Source organism: Streptomyces sp. PKU-EA00015 (genome assembly GCF_013387495.1).
Taxonomy (GTDB): domain Bacteria; phylum Actinomycetota; class Actinomycetes; order Streptomycetales; family Streptomycetaceae; genus Streptomyces.
In genome coordinates, this window is sequence record NZ_JABZEE010000002.1 from 1 (window position 1) to 14,701 (window position 14,701).

Annotated in this window: 15 protein-coding genes; 3 read left to right on the forward strand and 12 right to left on the reverse strand. The window is 73.0% G+C overall.

Annotated elements, in window-relative coordinates:
* From HW130_RS01640 to HW130_RS01685, 10 genes are all read right to left on the reverse strand, one after another.
* Positions 1-324 (reverse strand): hypothetical protein (locus HW130_RS01640; RefSeq protein WP_177147531.1); only part of this gene is annotated, 324 nt, incomplete at its 3' end.
* Between the two features lie 279 nt (positions 325-603).
* Positions 604-1,707, reverse strand: a complete 1,104-nt coding sequence (locus HW130_RS01645) for an ATP-binding protein (RefSeq protein WP_177147532.1) — start codon at positions 1,705-1,707, stop codon at positions 604-606.
* Positions 1,704-2,441 carry a response regulator transcription factor gene (locus tag HW130_RS01650; RefSeq protein ID WP_177147533.1) on the reverse strand — a complete coding sequence of 246 codons (738 nt, stop codon included), beginning with the start codon at positions 2,439-2,441 and terminating at the stop codon, positions 1,704-1,706. The genes HW130_RS01645 and HW130_RS01650 overlap by 4 nt, the downstream gene beginning before the upstream one ends.
* 103 nt (positions 2,442-2,544) lie before the next feature.
* On the reverse strand, positions 2,545-3,240 hold the full coding sequence (locus tag HW130_RS01655; RefSeq protein WP_177147534.1) for a spermidine synthase: 696 nt from the start codon (positions 3,238-3,240) through the stop codon (positions 2,545-2,547).
* 148 nt (positions 3,241-3,388) lie between these two features.
* Entirely contained in the window at positions 3,389-4,024 is a 636-nt protein-coding gene (locus HW130_RS01660; protein WP_309140289.1) for a hypothetical protein, read from the reverse strand.
* On the reverse strand, positions 4,021-5,388 hold the full coding sequence (locus HW130_RS01665) for a hypothetical protein (protein WP_177147535.1): 1,368 nt from the start codon (positions 5,386-5,388) through the stop codon (positions 4,021-4,023). Before HW130_RS01665 ends, HW130_RS01660 begins: the two co-directional genes overlap by 4 nt.
* Positions 5,385-6,170 (reverse strand): ABC transporter ATP-binding protein, encoded by a 786-nt coding sequence (locus HW130_RS01670; RefSeq protein ID WP_177147536.1) that lies wholly within the window; start codon positions 6,168-6,170, stop codon positions 5,385-5,387. The genes HW130_RS01665 and HW130_RS01670 overlap by 4 nt, the downstream gene beginning before the upstream one ends.
* On the reverse strand, positions 6,167-7,171 hold the full coding sequence (locus HW130_RS01675; RefSeq protein WP_177147537.1) for a zf-HC2 domain-containing protein: 1,005 nt from the start codon (positions 7,169-7,171) through the stop codon (positions 6,167-6,169). Before HW130_RS01675 ends, HW130_RS01670 begins: the two co-directional genes overlap by 4 nt.
* Positions 7,168-7,725, reverse strand: coding sequence for an RNA polymerase sigma factor (locus HW130_RS01680; protein WP_177147538.1), 558 nt, complete (start codon positions 7,723-7,725; stop codon positions 7,168-7,170). Before HW130_RS01680 ends, HW130_RS01675 begins: the two co-directional genes overlap by 4 nt.
* A 190-nt stretch (positions 7,726-7,915) precedes the next feature.
* The gene (locus HW130_RS01685) at positions 7,916-8,557 is read right to left on the reverse strand and encodes a GNAT family N-acetyltransferase (RefSeq protein WP_177147539.1); all 642 of its coding nucleotides are present in this window, start codon (positions 8,555-8,557) and stop codon (positions 7,916-7,918) included.
* A gap of 180 nt (positions 8,558-8,737) precedes the next feature.
* Here HW130_RS01685 and lon point away from each other — a divergent pair, with 180 nt between their 5' ends.
* Together lon and HW130_RS01695 are read left to right on the forward strand one after the other, a co-directional pair.
* Positions 8,738-11,149 carry an endopeptidase La gene (gene lon / locus HW130_RS01690; protein WP_177147540.1) on the forward strand — a complete coding sequence of 804 codons (2,412 nt, stop codon included), beginning with the start codon at positions 8,738-8,740 and terminating at the stop codon, positions 11,147-11,149.
* A gap of 152 nt (positions 11,150-11,301) precedes the next feature.
* Entirely contained in the window at positions 11,302-12,099 is a 798-nt protein-coding gene (locus HW130_RS01695; protein ID WP_177147541.1) for a pentapeptide repeat-containing protein, read from the forward strand.
* 70 nt (positions 12,100-12,169) lie between these two features.
* Here the strand turns inward: HW130_RS01695 and HW130_RS01700 are convergent, their stop codons facing one another.
* Positions 12,170-13,000, reverse strand: coding sequence for a lysozyme (locus HW130_RS01700; protein WP_177147838.1), 831 nt, complete (start codon positions 12,998-13,000; stop codon positions 12,170-12,172).
* Between the two features lie 232 nt (positions 13,001-13,232).
* On the opposite strand from HW130_RS01700, the gene HW130_RS01705 reads away from it, so the two are divergent.
* Positions 13,233-13,715 carry a MarR family transcriptional regulator gene (locus HW130_RS01705; protein ID WP_177147542.1) on the forward strand — a complete coding sequence of 161 codons (483 nt, stop codon included), beginning with the start codon at positions 13,233-13,235 and terminating at the stop codon, positions 13,713-13,715.
* A gap of 31 nt (positions 13,716-13,746) precedes the next feature.
* Here the strand turns inward: HW130_RS01705 and HW130_RS01710 are convergent, their stop codons facing one another.
* Positions 13,747-14,532 carry a hypothetical protein gene (locus HW130_RS01710; RefSeq protein ID WP_177147839.1) on the reverse strand — a complete coding sequence of 262 codons (786 nt, stop codon included), beginning with the start codon at positions 14,530-14,532 and terminating at the stop codon, positions 13,747-13,749.
* Between the last annotated feature and the right edge of the window lie 169 nt (positions 14,533-14,701).

The window sequence follows — 14,701 nt, forward strand, 5'->3', positions numbered from 1 at the left end:
GGCGGGCTGGGCCGCGGGCTTCGCCGGGGCGGCGGAGGCGGCCTGTGCGGGTGCCGCCTCCTGCGCCGCGGGCGCGCTCGCGGTCGTGGTGGAGGCCGCGGCGGCGGGCGCCGCCTTGTCCTTGTCCGCCGTGCCGGCAGCGCCCGGCTTGTAGTCGGCGAAGAAGTCCCACCAGGCGCGATCGACCGAATTCGGGTCCTGGAGGTACTGCTGGTAGATCTCGTCGACGAGCCACTCATTGGCTCCGAACGCGGCGGCAGGGTTGTGACCCTGCCCGCCTTGGTCGGTCGAGAGACTCGAGTTACTGGGGGACTGAGACGACACGGCGAGAACCGCCCTCTTCCGCTTCACAAGGTGATGGACAGCGGAAATAAAGGCTACGCCTCCCTGGCCGGGAGGTGCAGGCCGGGCGGGGCATCGTCGCGCAAGTCACATCGAAAGGCGGGTTTCGGGGTTGTAAATGGCGGGAAACAAGCGAAGTTCCGGTTCTGTGAGGGTACGCGTCATCGCGGCTGCAGCCCTGTGGCCTGCAGTCTTTCCCTCGCCCCGGACGAGTCCTGCCCTCTTGCACGCAGAACAAGCCCCTCCGGTTCGAACCCTACGTCAACCTCTCGGTGACCGGAGGCCGGGAAGGGTGACGCGGATCCGGCAGCCGCGGGCCGATTCGGCCACTCCGATACGGCCGCCGTGCAGATCCACCGCCCACCGGGCGATCGCGAGGCCCAGCCCCGTGCCGCCGTCGCTGCCCGGACCGTGCGGCGAGGCGACCTGGCCGCGGTTGAACCGTTCGAAGACCCGGTGACGCTCCTGCTCCGGGATGCCGGGACCCTCGTCGACCACTTCCAGGTCCAGCGACTCCCGGCCCTGGCCGCGCCTGGCCCGTACCGTCACGCGGCCGTGCGGCGGCGAGTGCTTGACCGCGTTGTCGATGAGATTCGCCACCACCTGGTGCAGCCGCTCCGCGTCCGCGTGGGCGGTCAGCTCCGGCGGGGACACGTCCAGGTGCAGGTGGACGTCGGTGCGGGTGTGATGGCCGGAGCCGGAGGCGAGGCCGCGCTGGGAGGAGGCGAGATTGGCCTCCTTCAGCACGCCCGAAAGATAGGGCCACACCTCGAAGCGGCGGGCCTTCAGCGGCAGCACGCCGTTGTCGAGCCGGGACAGGTCCAGCAGCGTCTCCACGAGCCGGCCGAGACGCTCGGTCTGCTTCAGCGCCGTGCGCATCGTCTCCGGGTCGGCGGCGGAGACCCCGTCGACCACGTTCTCCAGCACGGCGCGCAGCGCGGCGATCGGCGTGCGCAGCTCGTGCGAGACATTGGCGACCAGCTCCTTGCGGTTCTGGTCCACGGCCTCCAGGTCGTCGGCCATGCGGTTGATCGTCGAGGCGAGGTCGCCCAGCTCGTCGCGGCGGTCCGCGCCGCGCACCCGGCGCGTGTAGTCCCCGTGCGAGATCCCCTTGGCGACCGTGTTCATCTCGTCCAGCGGCGCGGTCAGACCGTGCGCCACGAACTGGGTGATCAGCAGCGTGGCGATGATCGTGAAGACGGTGATGAAGCGGATCTCGGTCTTGCTGTGGAAGGCCATCAGCATCAGACCGGTCGTGATGAAGACCGAGACGACGACGAGCGTGCTGAGCTTGGTCTTGATCGAGATCGCGATGGAGGCGGCTCCCAGCCGCCTGCCCACTCGGCCGCGGGGACGCCGGGTCATGGCGTCGGCGTCTCCAGCGCGTACCCGACGCCGTGGACCGTGCGGATGCGCTCGGCTCCGATCTTCCGGCGGAGCGCCTTGATGTGGCTGTCGACCGTACGGGTGCCGGAGGCGTCCGCCCAGTCCCACACCTCGGCCAGCAGCTGCTCACGGGAGAGCACCGCGCGCGGGGTGTTCGCCAGGCACACCAGCAGGTCGAACTCGGTGGGCGTCAGATGCACGTCCTCGGCCCGCACCCGCACCCGGCGCTGGGCGTGGTCGATCTCCAGCTCGCCGAGGCGCAGAATGCCGCTGCGGGGCGTGACGGCGGCCAGCGCGGCGCGCTCCACGCGGCGCAGCAGCACGTGCACCCGGGCGGCGAGCTCGCGCATCGAGAACGGCTTGGTCATGTAGTCGTCCGCGCCGACCCCGAGACCGACCAGCATGTCCGTCTCGTCGTCACGGGCGGTGAGCATCAGCACCGGGACCGGCCGCTGCGCCTGGACCCGGCGGCAGACCTCCAGGCCGTCGAAGCCGGGCAGCATCACGTCGAGGACCATCAGGTCCGGCTGCCACGCCTCGGCCGCGTCCACGGCCGCGGGGCCGTCGAGGGCTGTCTGGACCAGGAAGCCCTCCGCCCGCAGCCGGGCGGCGATGGCGTCGACGATCGTGGCGTCGTCCTCGACGACCAGCACCCGGCGCTGGGCCCCGGGGGTGGCCGCGACCCCGTTGTGCGTGGTGTGTGTCTGCTCCATCGCCCCGCCCCTGTACCTGTTTCACCGCTAGCTGCACGTGGATCCGGATCGAGGTAGATCCCGTGTGTGTCCCAGCAGCGTAAGGGCATCGACCGGGTCCCGGCTACGCAGGGCTAACACCGAGGTGGACCATGTCCGGTACGCCTCGGGCAAGGCGGATCTCTTCGGTCCTTACCCCGGTGAATCCGGCATTCCGCAACGCGTCCTCGAATGCGGGGGAGGGCTGTGCGGACCACACGGCGAGTACGCCGCCGGGCCTCAACACCCGCTGGCAGGCGGCGAGTCCGGCCGGCGAGTACAGCTCGGCGTTGTCCTCGGTGACCGTCCAGTCGGGCCCGTTGTCGATGTCCAGACACAGGGCGTCGTACCGGTCGTCCGTCGTCCGCAGATACGCGACGAGATCCGTGTGAAGGATCACGCAGCGTGGATCGGCGAGGGCCTCGCCGGAGATCGCCGCGAGCGGACCCGAGCGGTGCCAGTCGATGATCGCCTGCTCGCGCTCGACGACCGTGATCCGCCGCCACTGCTTTCCGGCGGCCGCGTGTGCCAGGGAGAACCCGACCCCGAGTCCACCGATGAGCACGCTCGGCGCGACGTTCCCCGTCTCCAGGGCGTCGTGCGCGGCGTCGACCAGCAGCCGCTCGGACCGCCCGTCGGAGGTGTCCATCAGGAAGCACCCGTTGGCGATGATCTCGTGCACCGTCGCGTCCCCGTTCCCGCGTCTGCGCAGTACGACCTCCCCGAAAGGTCCCTCGCGCCGGTCGAGGGTGACGGGGGCATCGCTCGCGGGGAACGGCATCGGGTGACCTCCGGGCGGCAGGCGGGATGACGACAGGGATCGTGGGTCATTGTGTCGGGCGGGCACGCGGCCGGACAAACCCGTTTCCGGGCAGGTCCGGGGAGGCACAGGCGGACCAGGGGCGGTCGGCCCGGCCCCCCCCGCGTCGTCAGGCGGGGCCGCGCGCCGGGCCGCGCCAGGCGTGGAGGGCGGCGCCGAGTACGAAGGCCGCGAGTGCCACCGCCCATGCCACGGCTCGGTCACCGGGCTGCATCGGCCAGGCCCAGATCGCCGCCGCACCGCCGTGCGCCCTGGGCGCGCCCAGGTAGACCGCGCTGAGATACGCGAACGCGGGCAGCCAGCTCAGGCGCGCCCCGATCACGGCGGCCGCGGCCGCCGTGATCCCGACGGCGCCGAGGGTGTTGCGGACCATGGCCGAGGGCCCGAACGTGCCGTCGTGAGCGGTCACCGCGAGAGCGAGCAGCAGCGCGGCGAACGCCGCGAGGCCGGCCGACTGCCCGAGACGCCTCGGCCACCAGGGGCGTACCGCCGCGCGCTCCAGCTCGGCCATCTGCGTGTGCAGGCTCGTGCCGATCACGGCGGAGGTCATCAGCGGGGCCAGCGCGACCACCGGGACGAGACGCCGGGAATCGATATGGGCGTCCAGCCCGTACGCCGCCCGGAGAGCGAGGACGGCGACGACGACCAGCGAGACGAGCGCCAGCGGGACGGCGCGCGAGCGCGCGAGCAGGAGCGGGCCGATGAGGCGGGGGAAGGGGCGGCCGGATGCGGTCAGGGCGGTCACAGGGCCGGCACGTCCTTCGGGTCGCAGCTGTGGACGGTGGCGAAGTAGCGCGACAGGAAGTCGCGGCGCTCGTCGTCGGGCAGGGCGGCGAGGCGGGCGCGTACGGCCCGGTCCGCGGTGATGCCGGCGACCGCGGCCTCGTCGCCGCGCTCGCGGGCCCATTCCATGGCCTCCCGCTCGCCCGGCTGCGGGCGGCCGGGGGCGAGCCAGTCGGTGACCGCCGTGTCGACGCGGACGGCCCGCTCGTCGCCGGCGCGCGCGTCACACGCGTCGTGGCGGCCCGTGATCGCCGCGGCGGCCTCCCACGCGTACTGCTGCGGATCGGTCAGTTCGCCGCGCACGACGGACCAGCCGAGCGGCGTCAGCATCGGCAGGCCGGCCTCACCCGGTCCCGGGTCCGCGCGCAGGTCCTCGAAGCGCACCGGCAGGTGTCCGACTCCTTCGAGTCGGTCGTGGAGGCCGGAGAGGGCGCTCTTCACCTCGGGGAGCAGCCCCGGGTGGAGGGCGTTCACACAGACCTGAGGCCGTACCGAGGTGTCGCACACCTGGCGCTGCGACAGCGGGTGCGGGCGCCACATGCCGTCGCCGGTCGCGGCGATGACGACGGCCGCGACGGCCGCGGTGGTGAGCGGCAGCAGGGCGGCCCACCTGCGGCGGGCGGCGCAGGCGAGCACCGCGGCGGCGGCCAGGCCGCCCGTCCACGCGATCGCGGCGACGGGCTGCCACCACACGGGGACCATCTCACCCATCGTGTCGGCGGACGCCGGGCTGAGATGGCGTGCCCCGTTCGTCGTGTACGAGGGGATGCCGAGGAGGGGGTAGCAGCAGACGGCGAGCGCCGGCGCGGCCGCCCGCCACGCCACCAGCCGCCCCACGACATGGCCCAGCAGTGTCATGGCGGTCAGGAACGCGGCGTCCGCCGGCACCGGGGCGACCAGTGGACGGCCCGCGGACGTGTACGGCCAGGTGGCGGCCAGCGCCCCGGCCGTCACTACGGCGTAGCCCGCGACGATCCACCACGCCGTGGGCAGCGAGGCGGTCAGGAACTGGGCGAGTGGAGAACGCGCGGCGGCCGCGCGCAGCTCGTCCGTGCGCCGCCGCCGCTCCCTGCCGCCCTGCCAGCAGCCCGCCGCGGCCGCGAGCGGACCGCCCAGCAGCGCGGTGGCGGTGTGCAGCAGCGCCTGGGTCTCGCCCCAACTTCCCTGCCACTGCGAGGCCTTGCCGGCGAGAGCGATCGCGAGCATGACGGCGACGGCGAGGCCCGTCCAGGGCGCCGAGCCGCGCAGCAGTTCGCTGCGGACCGGATGCGGTGCGGGGCGCGCGGCGGCGGCCGGGGGCGCGGGCGCGGTGGCCGTGGTGGTCATCGGTGTGCCTCCGCGCGTGCGGCGCGGTGGCCGCGCAGGGCGGTCGTGTAGCCGCGCTCCATGGGGTTGTCCCCGTCCTCGCCCGCGGCGGTGTCCCTGCCGAGGGCGGTCAGGTCCGCGGTGGTGCCGCGGAAGGCGAGCCGGCCGGACTCGATCAGGGTCACCTCCGAGCAGGCCGCCGCCACGTCCTCCACCAGGTGGGTGGAGACGATCACGGTGGCATCGGTGCCGAGCTCCCGGAGCAGTGCTCTGAACTCGACACGCTGCTCCGGATCGAGACCGGCGGTCGGCTCGTCGAGCAGCAGCAGCTCCGGTTCGTTCACGATCGCCTGCGCGATCCCGACGCGGCGCAGCATGCCGCCCGAGAGCGTCTTGACCTTGACGTCGATGCGGTCGCCGAGGCCGACCCGCTCCACCGCGCGTTCCACCGCGGCCGGAACGGCCTCGGTGCGCATCTCCTTCAGCCAGGCCACGTAGGCCACGAACTCGCGCACCGTGAAGCCGGGGTAGTACCCGAACTCCTGCGGCAGGTAGCCCAGTCTGCGCCGGACCTCCGCGCGCTCACGGTGCCCGGCCACGTCACGGCCCAGCAGCTCCACCCGCCCGCCGGAGGGGGCGGCGACGGTCGCCAGGACACGGATCAGCGAGGTCTTGCCCGCGCCGTTCGGGCCCAGCAGTCCGTGCACGCCGGTCCCGAACGAGATGTCGACGGCGTCCAGCGCGACGGTTCTGCGGTGCCGGACCGTCAGGCCCGTGACCTCTGCCCTGCCGGCGGTGCTCACATCTTCTCCAGGTGGTCGAAGGACGAACGGCGCAGTGCGAGAAGCGCCGCGCAGAGCAGGGCCGCGCCGCCCCAGGCGCTCTGCGTGGCGGGTCCGCCGACGACGTGGGCGAGGCGGTCGGCGATCTCCGGCGGCATCGCCGCCAGGACGGGAGCGACGACGACGGCCAGCCAGCCGGCCGCCAGGGCAGTGGCGGCCGTGCGGCAGCCGACGTACGTGCCGAGCGCCAGGGCCGCGAGGGTCAGGGCGAGGCCCGGCAGCAGCCACGCCACCGCCCCCGGCCCCCCTGCGCCCGGCGGCAGCAGTGCTCCGATCGCGGTGAGCAGCGGGACGCCGGCCGTGAGCACGGCGGCCGTACGCGTCAGCAGCAGGCGCAGTCCGCCGGAGGGCGTGGAGACGGCGATCTCGTACAGCGGGTCGGCGTGCCTGCCGTACGACAGCCCGACGCCGGCGAGGGGCACCAGGGGCGCGACGAGCAGTAGCAGCGGCCGCGCGCCCTCGAAGCCCGCCCCGTACCCGAGGCCGAGCGCACCCGCGCCGACGAGCAGCAGCGCGACGACCCAGGCCCGGTGCAGCCCGGGTCCCACGGCACGGACGAACCGGACGGCGGCCCTCGCCCGCGCGACCCGCCCACCGGCCCGCGGCCAGGGGACAAGCCCGCGGGCCCAGGTCCGGGGCCCCCGCCCGGCGTACGGCTCCGGGCTGCCGCCCTGTGGATGCGCCCCCTCGGCGTACGGCTTCGTCCGCGTGGCGCGGCCCGGCAGGCGGGCCGTCAGCGGGCGGCGGACCGGCTCGGCGGCGGCCGTCGCGACGAGCGCCGTGCGCAGTTCCGCCAGCAGCGGGCCCGCCGTTCCCGCGCGGACCGCCGCCGAGACGCGGGACGCGCACGGCGTGCACGACTCGACGTGCTTCTCCAGCGACCAGGCGTCCGGTTCGGGAATCGCGCCCGAGGCGTACCGGCTCGCGAGTTCATCGGTGACATGCCAGACGGCGGCGTTCATGCCGTGCCTCCCCACGCAGGCCGGCCCAGGGCCGCCCGCAGTTCGCGGCGGGCCCGCAGGGCGCGGGTCTTGACCGTGCCCTCCGGTATGCCGAGCAGCCGCGCCGCCTCGCGCGTCGTCAGCCCGTCGACCACCGTCGCCCGCAGCACCTCCCTCAGCTCCGGCGAGATCCGCTCCAGGGCCGTGCCCACGTCGCCGTACTCCAGCCCGGCCAGTACCCGCTCCTCCGCGGACGGCACGACGCCGGCCGGTTCGTGGACGACGCGTTCCTGGCGGGCCCGTGCGCGCTGGGCGTCGACCAGGCGGCGGGCGGCGATCACCCACAGCCAGCCGCCGGCCTCGCCCCCGCGATGCGAGGCGGCCGAGCGCCACATGGTCACGAACGTGTCCTGGAGCACCTCCCGTACCGTCTCCGGATCGGTGCAGCGACGCGAGAGGCGGACGTGCAGCCAGCCCGCGTGCCGGTCGTGGAGCACGCCGAGCGCCTCCGTGTCCCCGCGGGCGACCGCGCGCAGCAGCGCCGCGTCGTCCCGCTCTCCCCCCGAGGGGCTCATCGGTCTCACGTCTTCCCTATCGCCCCGGCGCGAGCCGCCGGTTCACGCCCGGCCGGACCCGCCGGCGGCGCGTCGGCGCTCCCCGCAGTACGTACAGGGGCCGAGCGCGGCGGTCACGGGCATCGCCGCAGTATCGCGGAGAGCCGGGCGGGCGGGGGCAGCCGGAATCCCTCCGGCCGCCCGTCCCCCCTCAGCCGGTGGCGGAGGCGTGGAACAGGCTGACCAGCGGGGCCTGTACCTGCCAGCCCAGCGATTCGTACAGCGCCCGGCCGTCGGGAGTGCCGCCGAGCACGCCGGTCGTCGCCCCCTGTTCCAGCGCGGCGTTGTGGAGTGTGTGCATGACGAGCCGCCCGAGGCCCTTGCGGCGGTGCTCGGGCGCCGTCTCGATCTGGTCGACGACGGCGGTGTCCCCGGTGGGCGCGATCTGGCCGTGCGCGGCGAACGAACCGTCGGCGGCGACCACCAGCAGCCGGGTGACGCCTCCGCGCGTCCAGCGCTTGAGCGTGTAGCCCTCCGGGACCTCGGGCGCCGGTGTGCGGCGCAGCCGTGTCCGCATCAGCCAGCCGGGCTCGTCGATCCGCCAGTCCGGTCCCACCCATGCGACGACGTCCTCCGGCTCGGCGAAGACCTTGAGCCACACGGTCGGTGCGGCGACCTCGGCGGCGACCTTGCGCACGGTGGCCTCGTCGTCGGCCGTCAGGACGTGCCGGGTGGCCTGCGTGACCTGGCCGACGTCGACCGTGAAGCCCCACGGTCTGACCACGGGATCGGCCGCACCCCGGGACACGACCCAGCCGCGGACCCAGGCCGATGTAATGACTGAAGTCTGCATGGAGCTATTACACATGCTGGGGTGGCCCGGGCGCCAGACCTGGAGGGCGGGAGCGGCGGCTCGGATGCCCTCTCGCAGCGCGAGAGAGTGATCGCTCAGAGCGAACAACGCCCGGGGAACATCCAAGGGCTCATATGCATTGAGTCGGTACAGCTCAACTTGACTGCCTAAGGGGAGATCATGGCTGCCGATTTCACGGCTCACTCACCGCTCACCCTGCCCGTCCTGCCGCTGGACGACGAGGTCGTACTGCCCGGCATGGTCGTGCCGCTCGACCTGTCCGACAACGAAGTACGGGCCGCGGTCGAGGCCGCCCAGGCTGCCGCCCGCCCCTCCGGCAACAAGCCGAAGGTGCTGCTCGTTCCCCGCGTGGACGGTACATACGCCGCGACGGGTGTCCTCGGCACGGTCGAGCAGGTCGGCCGGCTGTCCGACGGCGATCCCGGCGCGCTCATCCGCGGCGTCGGCCGCGTCCGCATCGGCGCCGGGACCACCGGTCCCGGCGCGGCTCTGTGGGTCGAGGGCGCCGTGGTCGAGGAGACCGTTCCCGATCCGCTGCCCGGCGCCGTCACGGAGCTGGTCAAGGAGTACAAGGCGCTGGCCACCGACTGGCTGAAGCGGCGTGGCGCCTGGCAGGTCGTCGACCGCGTGCAGCAGATCGAGGGGATCTCGCAGCTCGCCGACAACTCGGGGTACTCACCGTTCCTGACCACCCCCCAGAAGATCGAGCTGCTGGAGACCACCGACCCGGTGGCCCGGCTCAAGCTCGCCACCGAGCAGCTGCGCGACCACCTGGCCGAGCAGGAGGTGGCCGAGTCGATCGCCAAGGACGTCCAGGAAGGCGTGGACAAGCAGCAGCGCGAGTTCCTGCTGCGCCGCCAGCTGGACGCCGTCCGCAAGGAGCTGCGCGAGCTCAACGGCCAGGAGGGCGAGGACGAGTCCGACGACTACCGCGCCCGTGTCGAGGCCGCCGACCTGCCCGAGAAGGTGCGGGAGGCCGCCCTCAAGGAGGTCGAGAAGCTGGAGCGGGCGAGCGACCAGTCGCCCGAGGGCTCCTGGATCCGCACCTGGCTCGACACCGTCCTCGAACTGCCCTGGAACGAGCGCACCGAGGACGCCTACGACATCCAGGGCGCCAAGGCCACCCTGGACGCCGAGCACGCGGGCCTGCAGGACGTGAAGGAGCGGATCACCGAGTACCTGGCGGTGCGCAAGCGGAGGGCCGAGCGCGGTCTCGGGGTCGTGGGCGGCCGCAGGGGCGGCGCGGTGCTGGCCCTCGTCGGCCCGCCCGGCGTCGGCAAGACGTCGCTCGGCGAGTCCGTGGCGCACGCGATGGGCCGCAAGTTCGTGCGCGTCGCCCTCGGCGGCGTACGGGACGAGGCGGAGATCCGGGGCCACCGGCGCACCTATGTCGGCGCCCTGCCCGGCCGTGTCGTCCGCGCGATCAAGGAGGCCGGTTCCATGAACCCGGTCGTCCTGCTCGACGAGATCGACAAGGTCGGCTCCGATTTCCGCGGCGACCCGGCGGCGGCTCTGCTCGAAGTCCTCGACCCCGCGCAGAACCACACGTTCCGCGACCACTACCTGGAGGTCGAACTCGACCTCAGCGACGTCGTCTTCCTCGCCACCGCCAACGTGCTGGAGGCCATCCCCGAGGCCCTGCTCGACCGGATGGAGCTCGTACGGCTCGACGGCTACACCGAGGACGAGAAGATCGTCATCGCCCGGGACCACCTCGTGCCGCGCCAGCTGGACCGGGCGGGCCTGGAGCCCGGCGAGGTCACGCTGGACGACTCGGCGCTGCGCAAGCTGGCGGGGGAGTACACCCGCGAGGCGGGCGTGCGGAACCTGGAGCGGTCCATCGCGCGGCTGCTGCGCAAGGTGGCGGCCCAGCACGAACTGGGCGACCGCGAGCTGCCGTTCACCGTCACCGACGGTGAGCTGCGCGGGCTCATCGGACGGCCGCACCACGTGCCCGAGTCCGCCCAGGACCCGGCCGAGCGCCGCACCGCGGTGCCCGGTGTGGCCACCGGACTGGCGGTGACCGGCGCGGGCGGCGACGTGCTGTTCGTCGAGGCGTCGCTCGCCGATCCGGAGACCGGCGCCGCGGGGCTGACCCTGACCGGGCAGCTCGGCGACGTGATGAAGGAGTCCGCGCAGATCGCTCTGAGCTTCCTGCGCTCGCACGGAGCCGAGCTCGAACTGCCGGTCGCCGACCTCAAGGACCGGGGCGTGCACATCCACTTCCCGGCGGGCGCGGTGCCCAAGGACGGCCCGAGCGCGGGCATCACGATGACCACGGCGCTCGCGTCGCTGCTCTCCGGACGCCAGGTGCGCACGGATGTGGCGATGACCGGCGAGGTGTCGCTGACCGGCCGGGTGCTGCCCATCGGCGGCGTGAAGCAGAAGCTGCTGGCGGCGCACCGCGCGGGCATCACGACGGTCGTGATCCCCAAGCGGAACGAGGCCGATCTGGACGACGTGCCGGCCGAGATCCTCGACAAGCTGGAGGTCCACCCGGTCACGGACGTCCGGCAGGTGCTGGAGCTCGCGCTCTCCCCGGCCGAGGTGCCGGTGACGGCCGCGGCCTGAGGACACGACGGCGCACGGGCCCGGCGGTGGTGATCCACCGCCGGGCCCGTCCCGTGCTCGCGGTCGGGCGTATCGGCCGGGTCCTCGCCTGATCGACGGTCCCGCACCATGGCCGGACCAGTCCCCTGCTCGCGGTCCCGCACAATGGACGGATGACATCCCTGCAGGCCGATTGCGCGAACTGCTTCGGGCTGTGCTGTGTGGCGCTGCCCTTCACCGCCTCCGCCGACTTCGCCGTGAACAAGGACGCGGGGACACCGTGCACCCATCTCCGGGCCGACTTCGGCTGCGGCATCCACAGCCGGCTGCGCGCGAGCGGTTTCCAGGGGTGCACCGTCTACGACTGCTTCGGCGCCGGTCAGCAGGTCTCGCAGGTCACCTACGGCGGTACGGACTGGCGCCGGGCCCCGGAGACCGCCCAGCAGATGTTCCGGGTCTTCCCCGTCGTCCGGCACCTGCACGAACTGCTCTGGTACGTGAACGAGGCGCTGCGGCTCGACGCCGCCCGCGAGGTCCACGACGCGCTGCGCCGGCAACGGGAGACGATCGAGCAGCTGACCGGCCTCGACGCCGACGCGCTGCTGAAGCTGGACGTCGCGGCCCACCGCCAGGACGTGAACGTCCTGCTGCTGCGCACCAGTGAACTGGTCCGCGCGGGGAGCGGGCGCAAGAACAAGGACCGCAGGGGCGCGGACCTGATGGGTGCCCGGCTGCGCGGCGCGGATCTGCGGGGGGCGAGTCTGCGGGGCGCGTATCTCATCGCCGCCGACCTCAGCGGCGCCGATCTGCGGCAGGCCGACCTGATCGGGGCCGATCTCAGGGACGCCGACCTGTCGGGCGCGGACCTGACCGGCAGCATCTTCCTCACCCAGCCGCAGGTGAACGCGGCCCGCGGGGACGGCGCCACCCGCCTGCCGGAGGGGCTGACCCGCCCCGCGCACTGGTCGTGACGGCCGGCGCGACGGGACGGGACAGCGGGGAAGTGATCAGCGGGCGGGCCGGTGGGGCGCGACGCGGGGCTCAGCCGTTGGCGAGCGCCTGGAGACGGTCGTACGCGCCGTTGAACTTGTTGTGGTCGCCGACGATCGGCCCGGACGACGTGTACTGCCACATCGTGTAGTAGACCCAGCCCGCCGGGAGCTCGCCGGGCGTCGTGTTGTAGCGGGCGATCCAGAGCGGGTTGTACGCGGCGAAGCCGGAGTAGTTGCCGGTGCACTGCTTCCACCAGCTGGTCGCCGTGTAGATGACCGCGTCACGGCCGGTGCGGTACTTGTACCGGTTCAGGAAGTCCCGGATCCAGGTGACCATCCCGGACTGCGACTTGCCGTAGCAGGCCGGGCCGTACGGGTTCCACTCGATGTCGAGCGCGCCCGGCAGGGTCTTGCCGTCGCGCGACCAGCCGCCGCCGTTGTTGACGAAGTAGTCCGCCTGGGCCGCGCCGGAGGTCGTGTCCGGGGTCGCGAAGTGGTACGAGCCCCGGATCATGCCGATGTTGTACGAGCCGTTGTACTGCTGCGTGAAGTACGTGTTCTTGTAGTACGTGCCTTCGGTCGCCTTGACGTAGGCCCACTTGACGCCGCTGTTCCACAGCGCGGCCCAGTCGACGTTGCCCTGGTGGCTGGAGACGTCGACGCCCTCCGTCTGGACGGCGCGGGTGTCCGGGGGGAGGCCGCCCTGGCCGTCATGGGCGATGACGCCCATGCCCATGTGCGCCGAGCCGCGCTCGGGCTTGGGCTTGGGGTCCGCGGTGGCGGAGCCGGGGGCGACGAGGAGGAGGGAGAGGACTGCGAGGAGAGTGCCGGCCGCAGCGAGTCGCTTGCGTCCGGTCGTTCCGGATCTGTGCACGGGCATGAGCGTGCCTCCGAAGACCTCGGTGGGGGAGATCTGACGATGTGTCGACATGTCGTGGCGGACCTGCATGGTGTGGACATGCCATGAAGGACGCTACGCACGTAGAACACCCCGTGGAAGGGGGTCGCGCCGCCGCCGTTGGTCTACGCCTGCGAAATACTTGCCGAGCTGCGGCGACGCGAGCCGCCGGAAGAAACTTTCATCACCGGGAAAGCGCACGAGGGGTGCTGACGTGCACGAAAGCGGTACGGCGAGTGAAGCCGACCCCAATGACAGCAGTGGTGTGGACCGCGAGTTCCTCGCGCTGGAGCGGGAGTTGTCGGTCTTCCTCCGCCGCGCGAGGGCCTCGTCCGGAGAGATGGCGCGCGAGGTCCACCCCGACCTGGAACCCGCCGCCTACGGCCTGCTCGTACGCCTGGAGGAGGCCGGACAGCAGCGCGCCACCGAACTCGCCGGGTACTTCGGCGTCGGCAAGGCGACCATGAGCCGGCAGCTGCGGGCCCTGGAGGAACTCGGGCTGGTCACCCGTGAGCCCGACCCCGCCGACGGCCGCGCCTCCCTCGTACGGCTCACGCAGGAAGGTGTGGCGCGATTCCGTCATGTGCGCGATGCCCGCCGCGACCGCTACCGGAGCAAGCTGGCGGGCTGGGACCGGCGCGAGGTCGCGGAACTGGCCCGGCTCCTGCACCAGCTGAACGCGCGCGCGGAGGGCTGAGCGCCCGGGCGGCGGCGAACGCCCGGGCGTCTCACAGCTCGACGAGAGCCGCCGTGGCGTCGTCGTGGAGCTTTCGGCGGACCGCGTCCGTACGCTGCCGCGCCGTCTCCAGGGCCCGCACCCGGTCGATCAGCGCCTGGGCGCCCTCCTTGCGCAGTACGCCCACGCACGCGGCCCAGTCGCCCTCCGCGAACACGTCCACCCAGCGCGACGCGCCGTCGGTCAGCGCCGCCACCGCCCGTACGTCCTCGCGCGCGACGCCGCCCGTCACCGCCCGTGCCGCCACCGCCGGGTCGGCCGCCGCCGTGAAGAACCCGCCCTCGGCGTTGCGCAGGGCGTCGGCCGACGCGTGCGTGCGCAGCGCGTCCCGGGGCAGCCGGTCGAGCCGGTCGTCCAGCACCGCCCGGACCGAGCCGTCGGCCGACTCCAGCAGCAGGGTCGAGTCGGAGAGCACCAGGTACTCCACCTCGTCGGCCGCTCCGCCCCACCGCGCGAGGACCACCGTCGCCTGGGGCGTCCGCACGTGAGAAAGGTCACAGGTGTCCCGGTGGGCGTCCGCGGTGCGCCGGATCGCGTCCGCGAGGACGCCGGTCAGGGGCAGATCACGCCGCGAACCGGACAGTTCGACCAGGGCGCCGCCCAGTCGGGCGGTGAACCACGGAACCCCGTGCACGCATCCCGCGTCACCCTGGGGTGGAGTCACTCCGTCCAGGACCACCAGCGTTCCGCCCTGTCCCGATGCGGGCAGAGCCACCGAGGCCCAGTCCTCGTTGAGGCGTTCCGGGGCACCGGGGGCAGTGGCGAGTTCGATGCGCATGTCCACAGTCTGCATGACTCCTCCGCGCCACCCTCACATCGCACCGATTGGCTCGTACCAGCAGGTCAGAGGGGTTGCTTCGACCCAAATGGACCGCTGTGCGAAGCTGCGGGCGCGCATCCTGCCAAAGGGCGGCTCCCAGGTCCAACCCACACGCCGGGAGCCGGGC

Coding starts and splice junctions, on each gene's coding strand:
- HW130_RS01645 (WP_177147532.1), bottom strand. CDS start 1,707: ATGACCCGGCGTCCCCGCGGCCGAGTGGGCAGGCGGCTGGGAGCCGCC.
- HW130_RS01700 (WP_177147838.1), bottom strand. CDS start 13,000: ATGCCCGTGCACAGATCCGGAACGACCGGACGCAAGCGACTCGCTGCG.
- HW130_RS01710 (WP_177147839.1), bottom strand. CDS start 14,532: ATGCGCATCGAACTCGCCACTGCCCCCGGTGCCCCGGAACGCCTCAAC.
- HW130_RS01680 (WP_177147538.1), bottom strand. CDS start 7,725: ATGAGCCCCTCGGGGGGAGAGCGGGACGACGCGGCGCTGCTGCGCGCG.
- HW130_RS01665 (WP_177147535.1), bottom strand. CDS start 5,388: ATGACCACCACGGCCACCGCGCCCGCGCCCCCGGCCGCCGCCGCGCGC.
- HW130_RS01695 (WP_177147541.1), top strand. CDS start 11,302: ATGACATCCCTGCAGGCCGATTGCGCGAACTGCTTCGGGCTGTGCTGT.
- HW130_RS01685 (WP_177147539.1), bottom strand. CDS start 8,557: ATGCAGACTTCAGTCATTACATCGGCCTGGGTCCGCGGCTGGGTCGTG.
- HW130_RS01655 (WP_177147534.1), bottom strand. CDS start 3,240: ATGCCGTTCCCCGCGAGCGATGCCCCCGTCACCCTCGACCGGCGCGAG.
- lon (WP_177147540.1), top strand. CDS start 8,738: ATGGCTGCCGATTTCACGGCTCACTCACCGCTCACCCTGCCCGTCCTG.
- HW130_RS01675 (WP_177147537.1), bottom strand. CDS start 7,171: ATGAACGCCGCCGTCTGGCATGTCACCGATGAACTCGCGAGCCGGTAC.
- HW130_RS01650 (WP_177147533.1), bottom strand. CDS start 2,441: ATGGAGCAGACACACACCACGCACAACGGGGTCGCGGCCACCCCCGGG.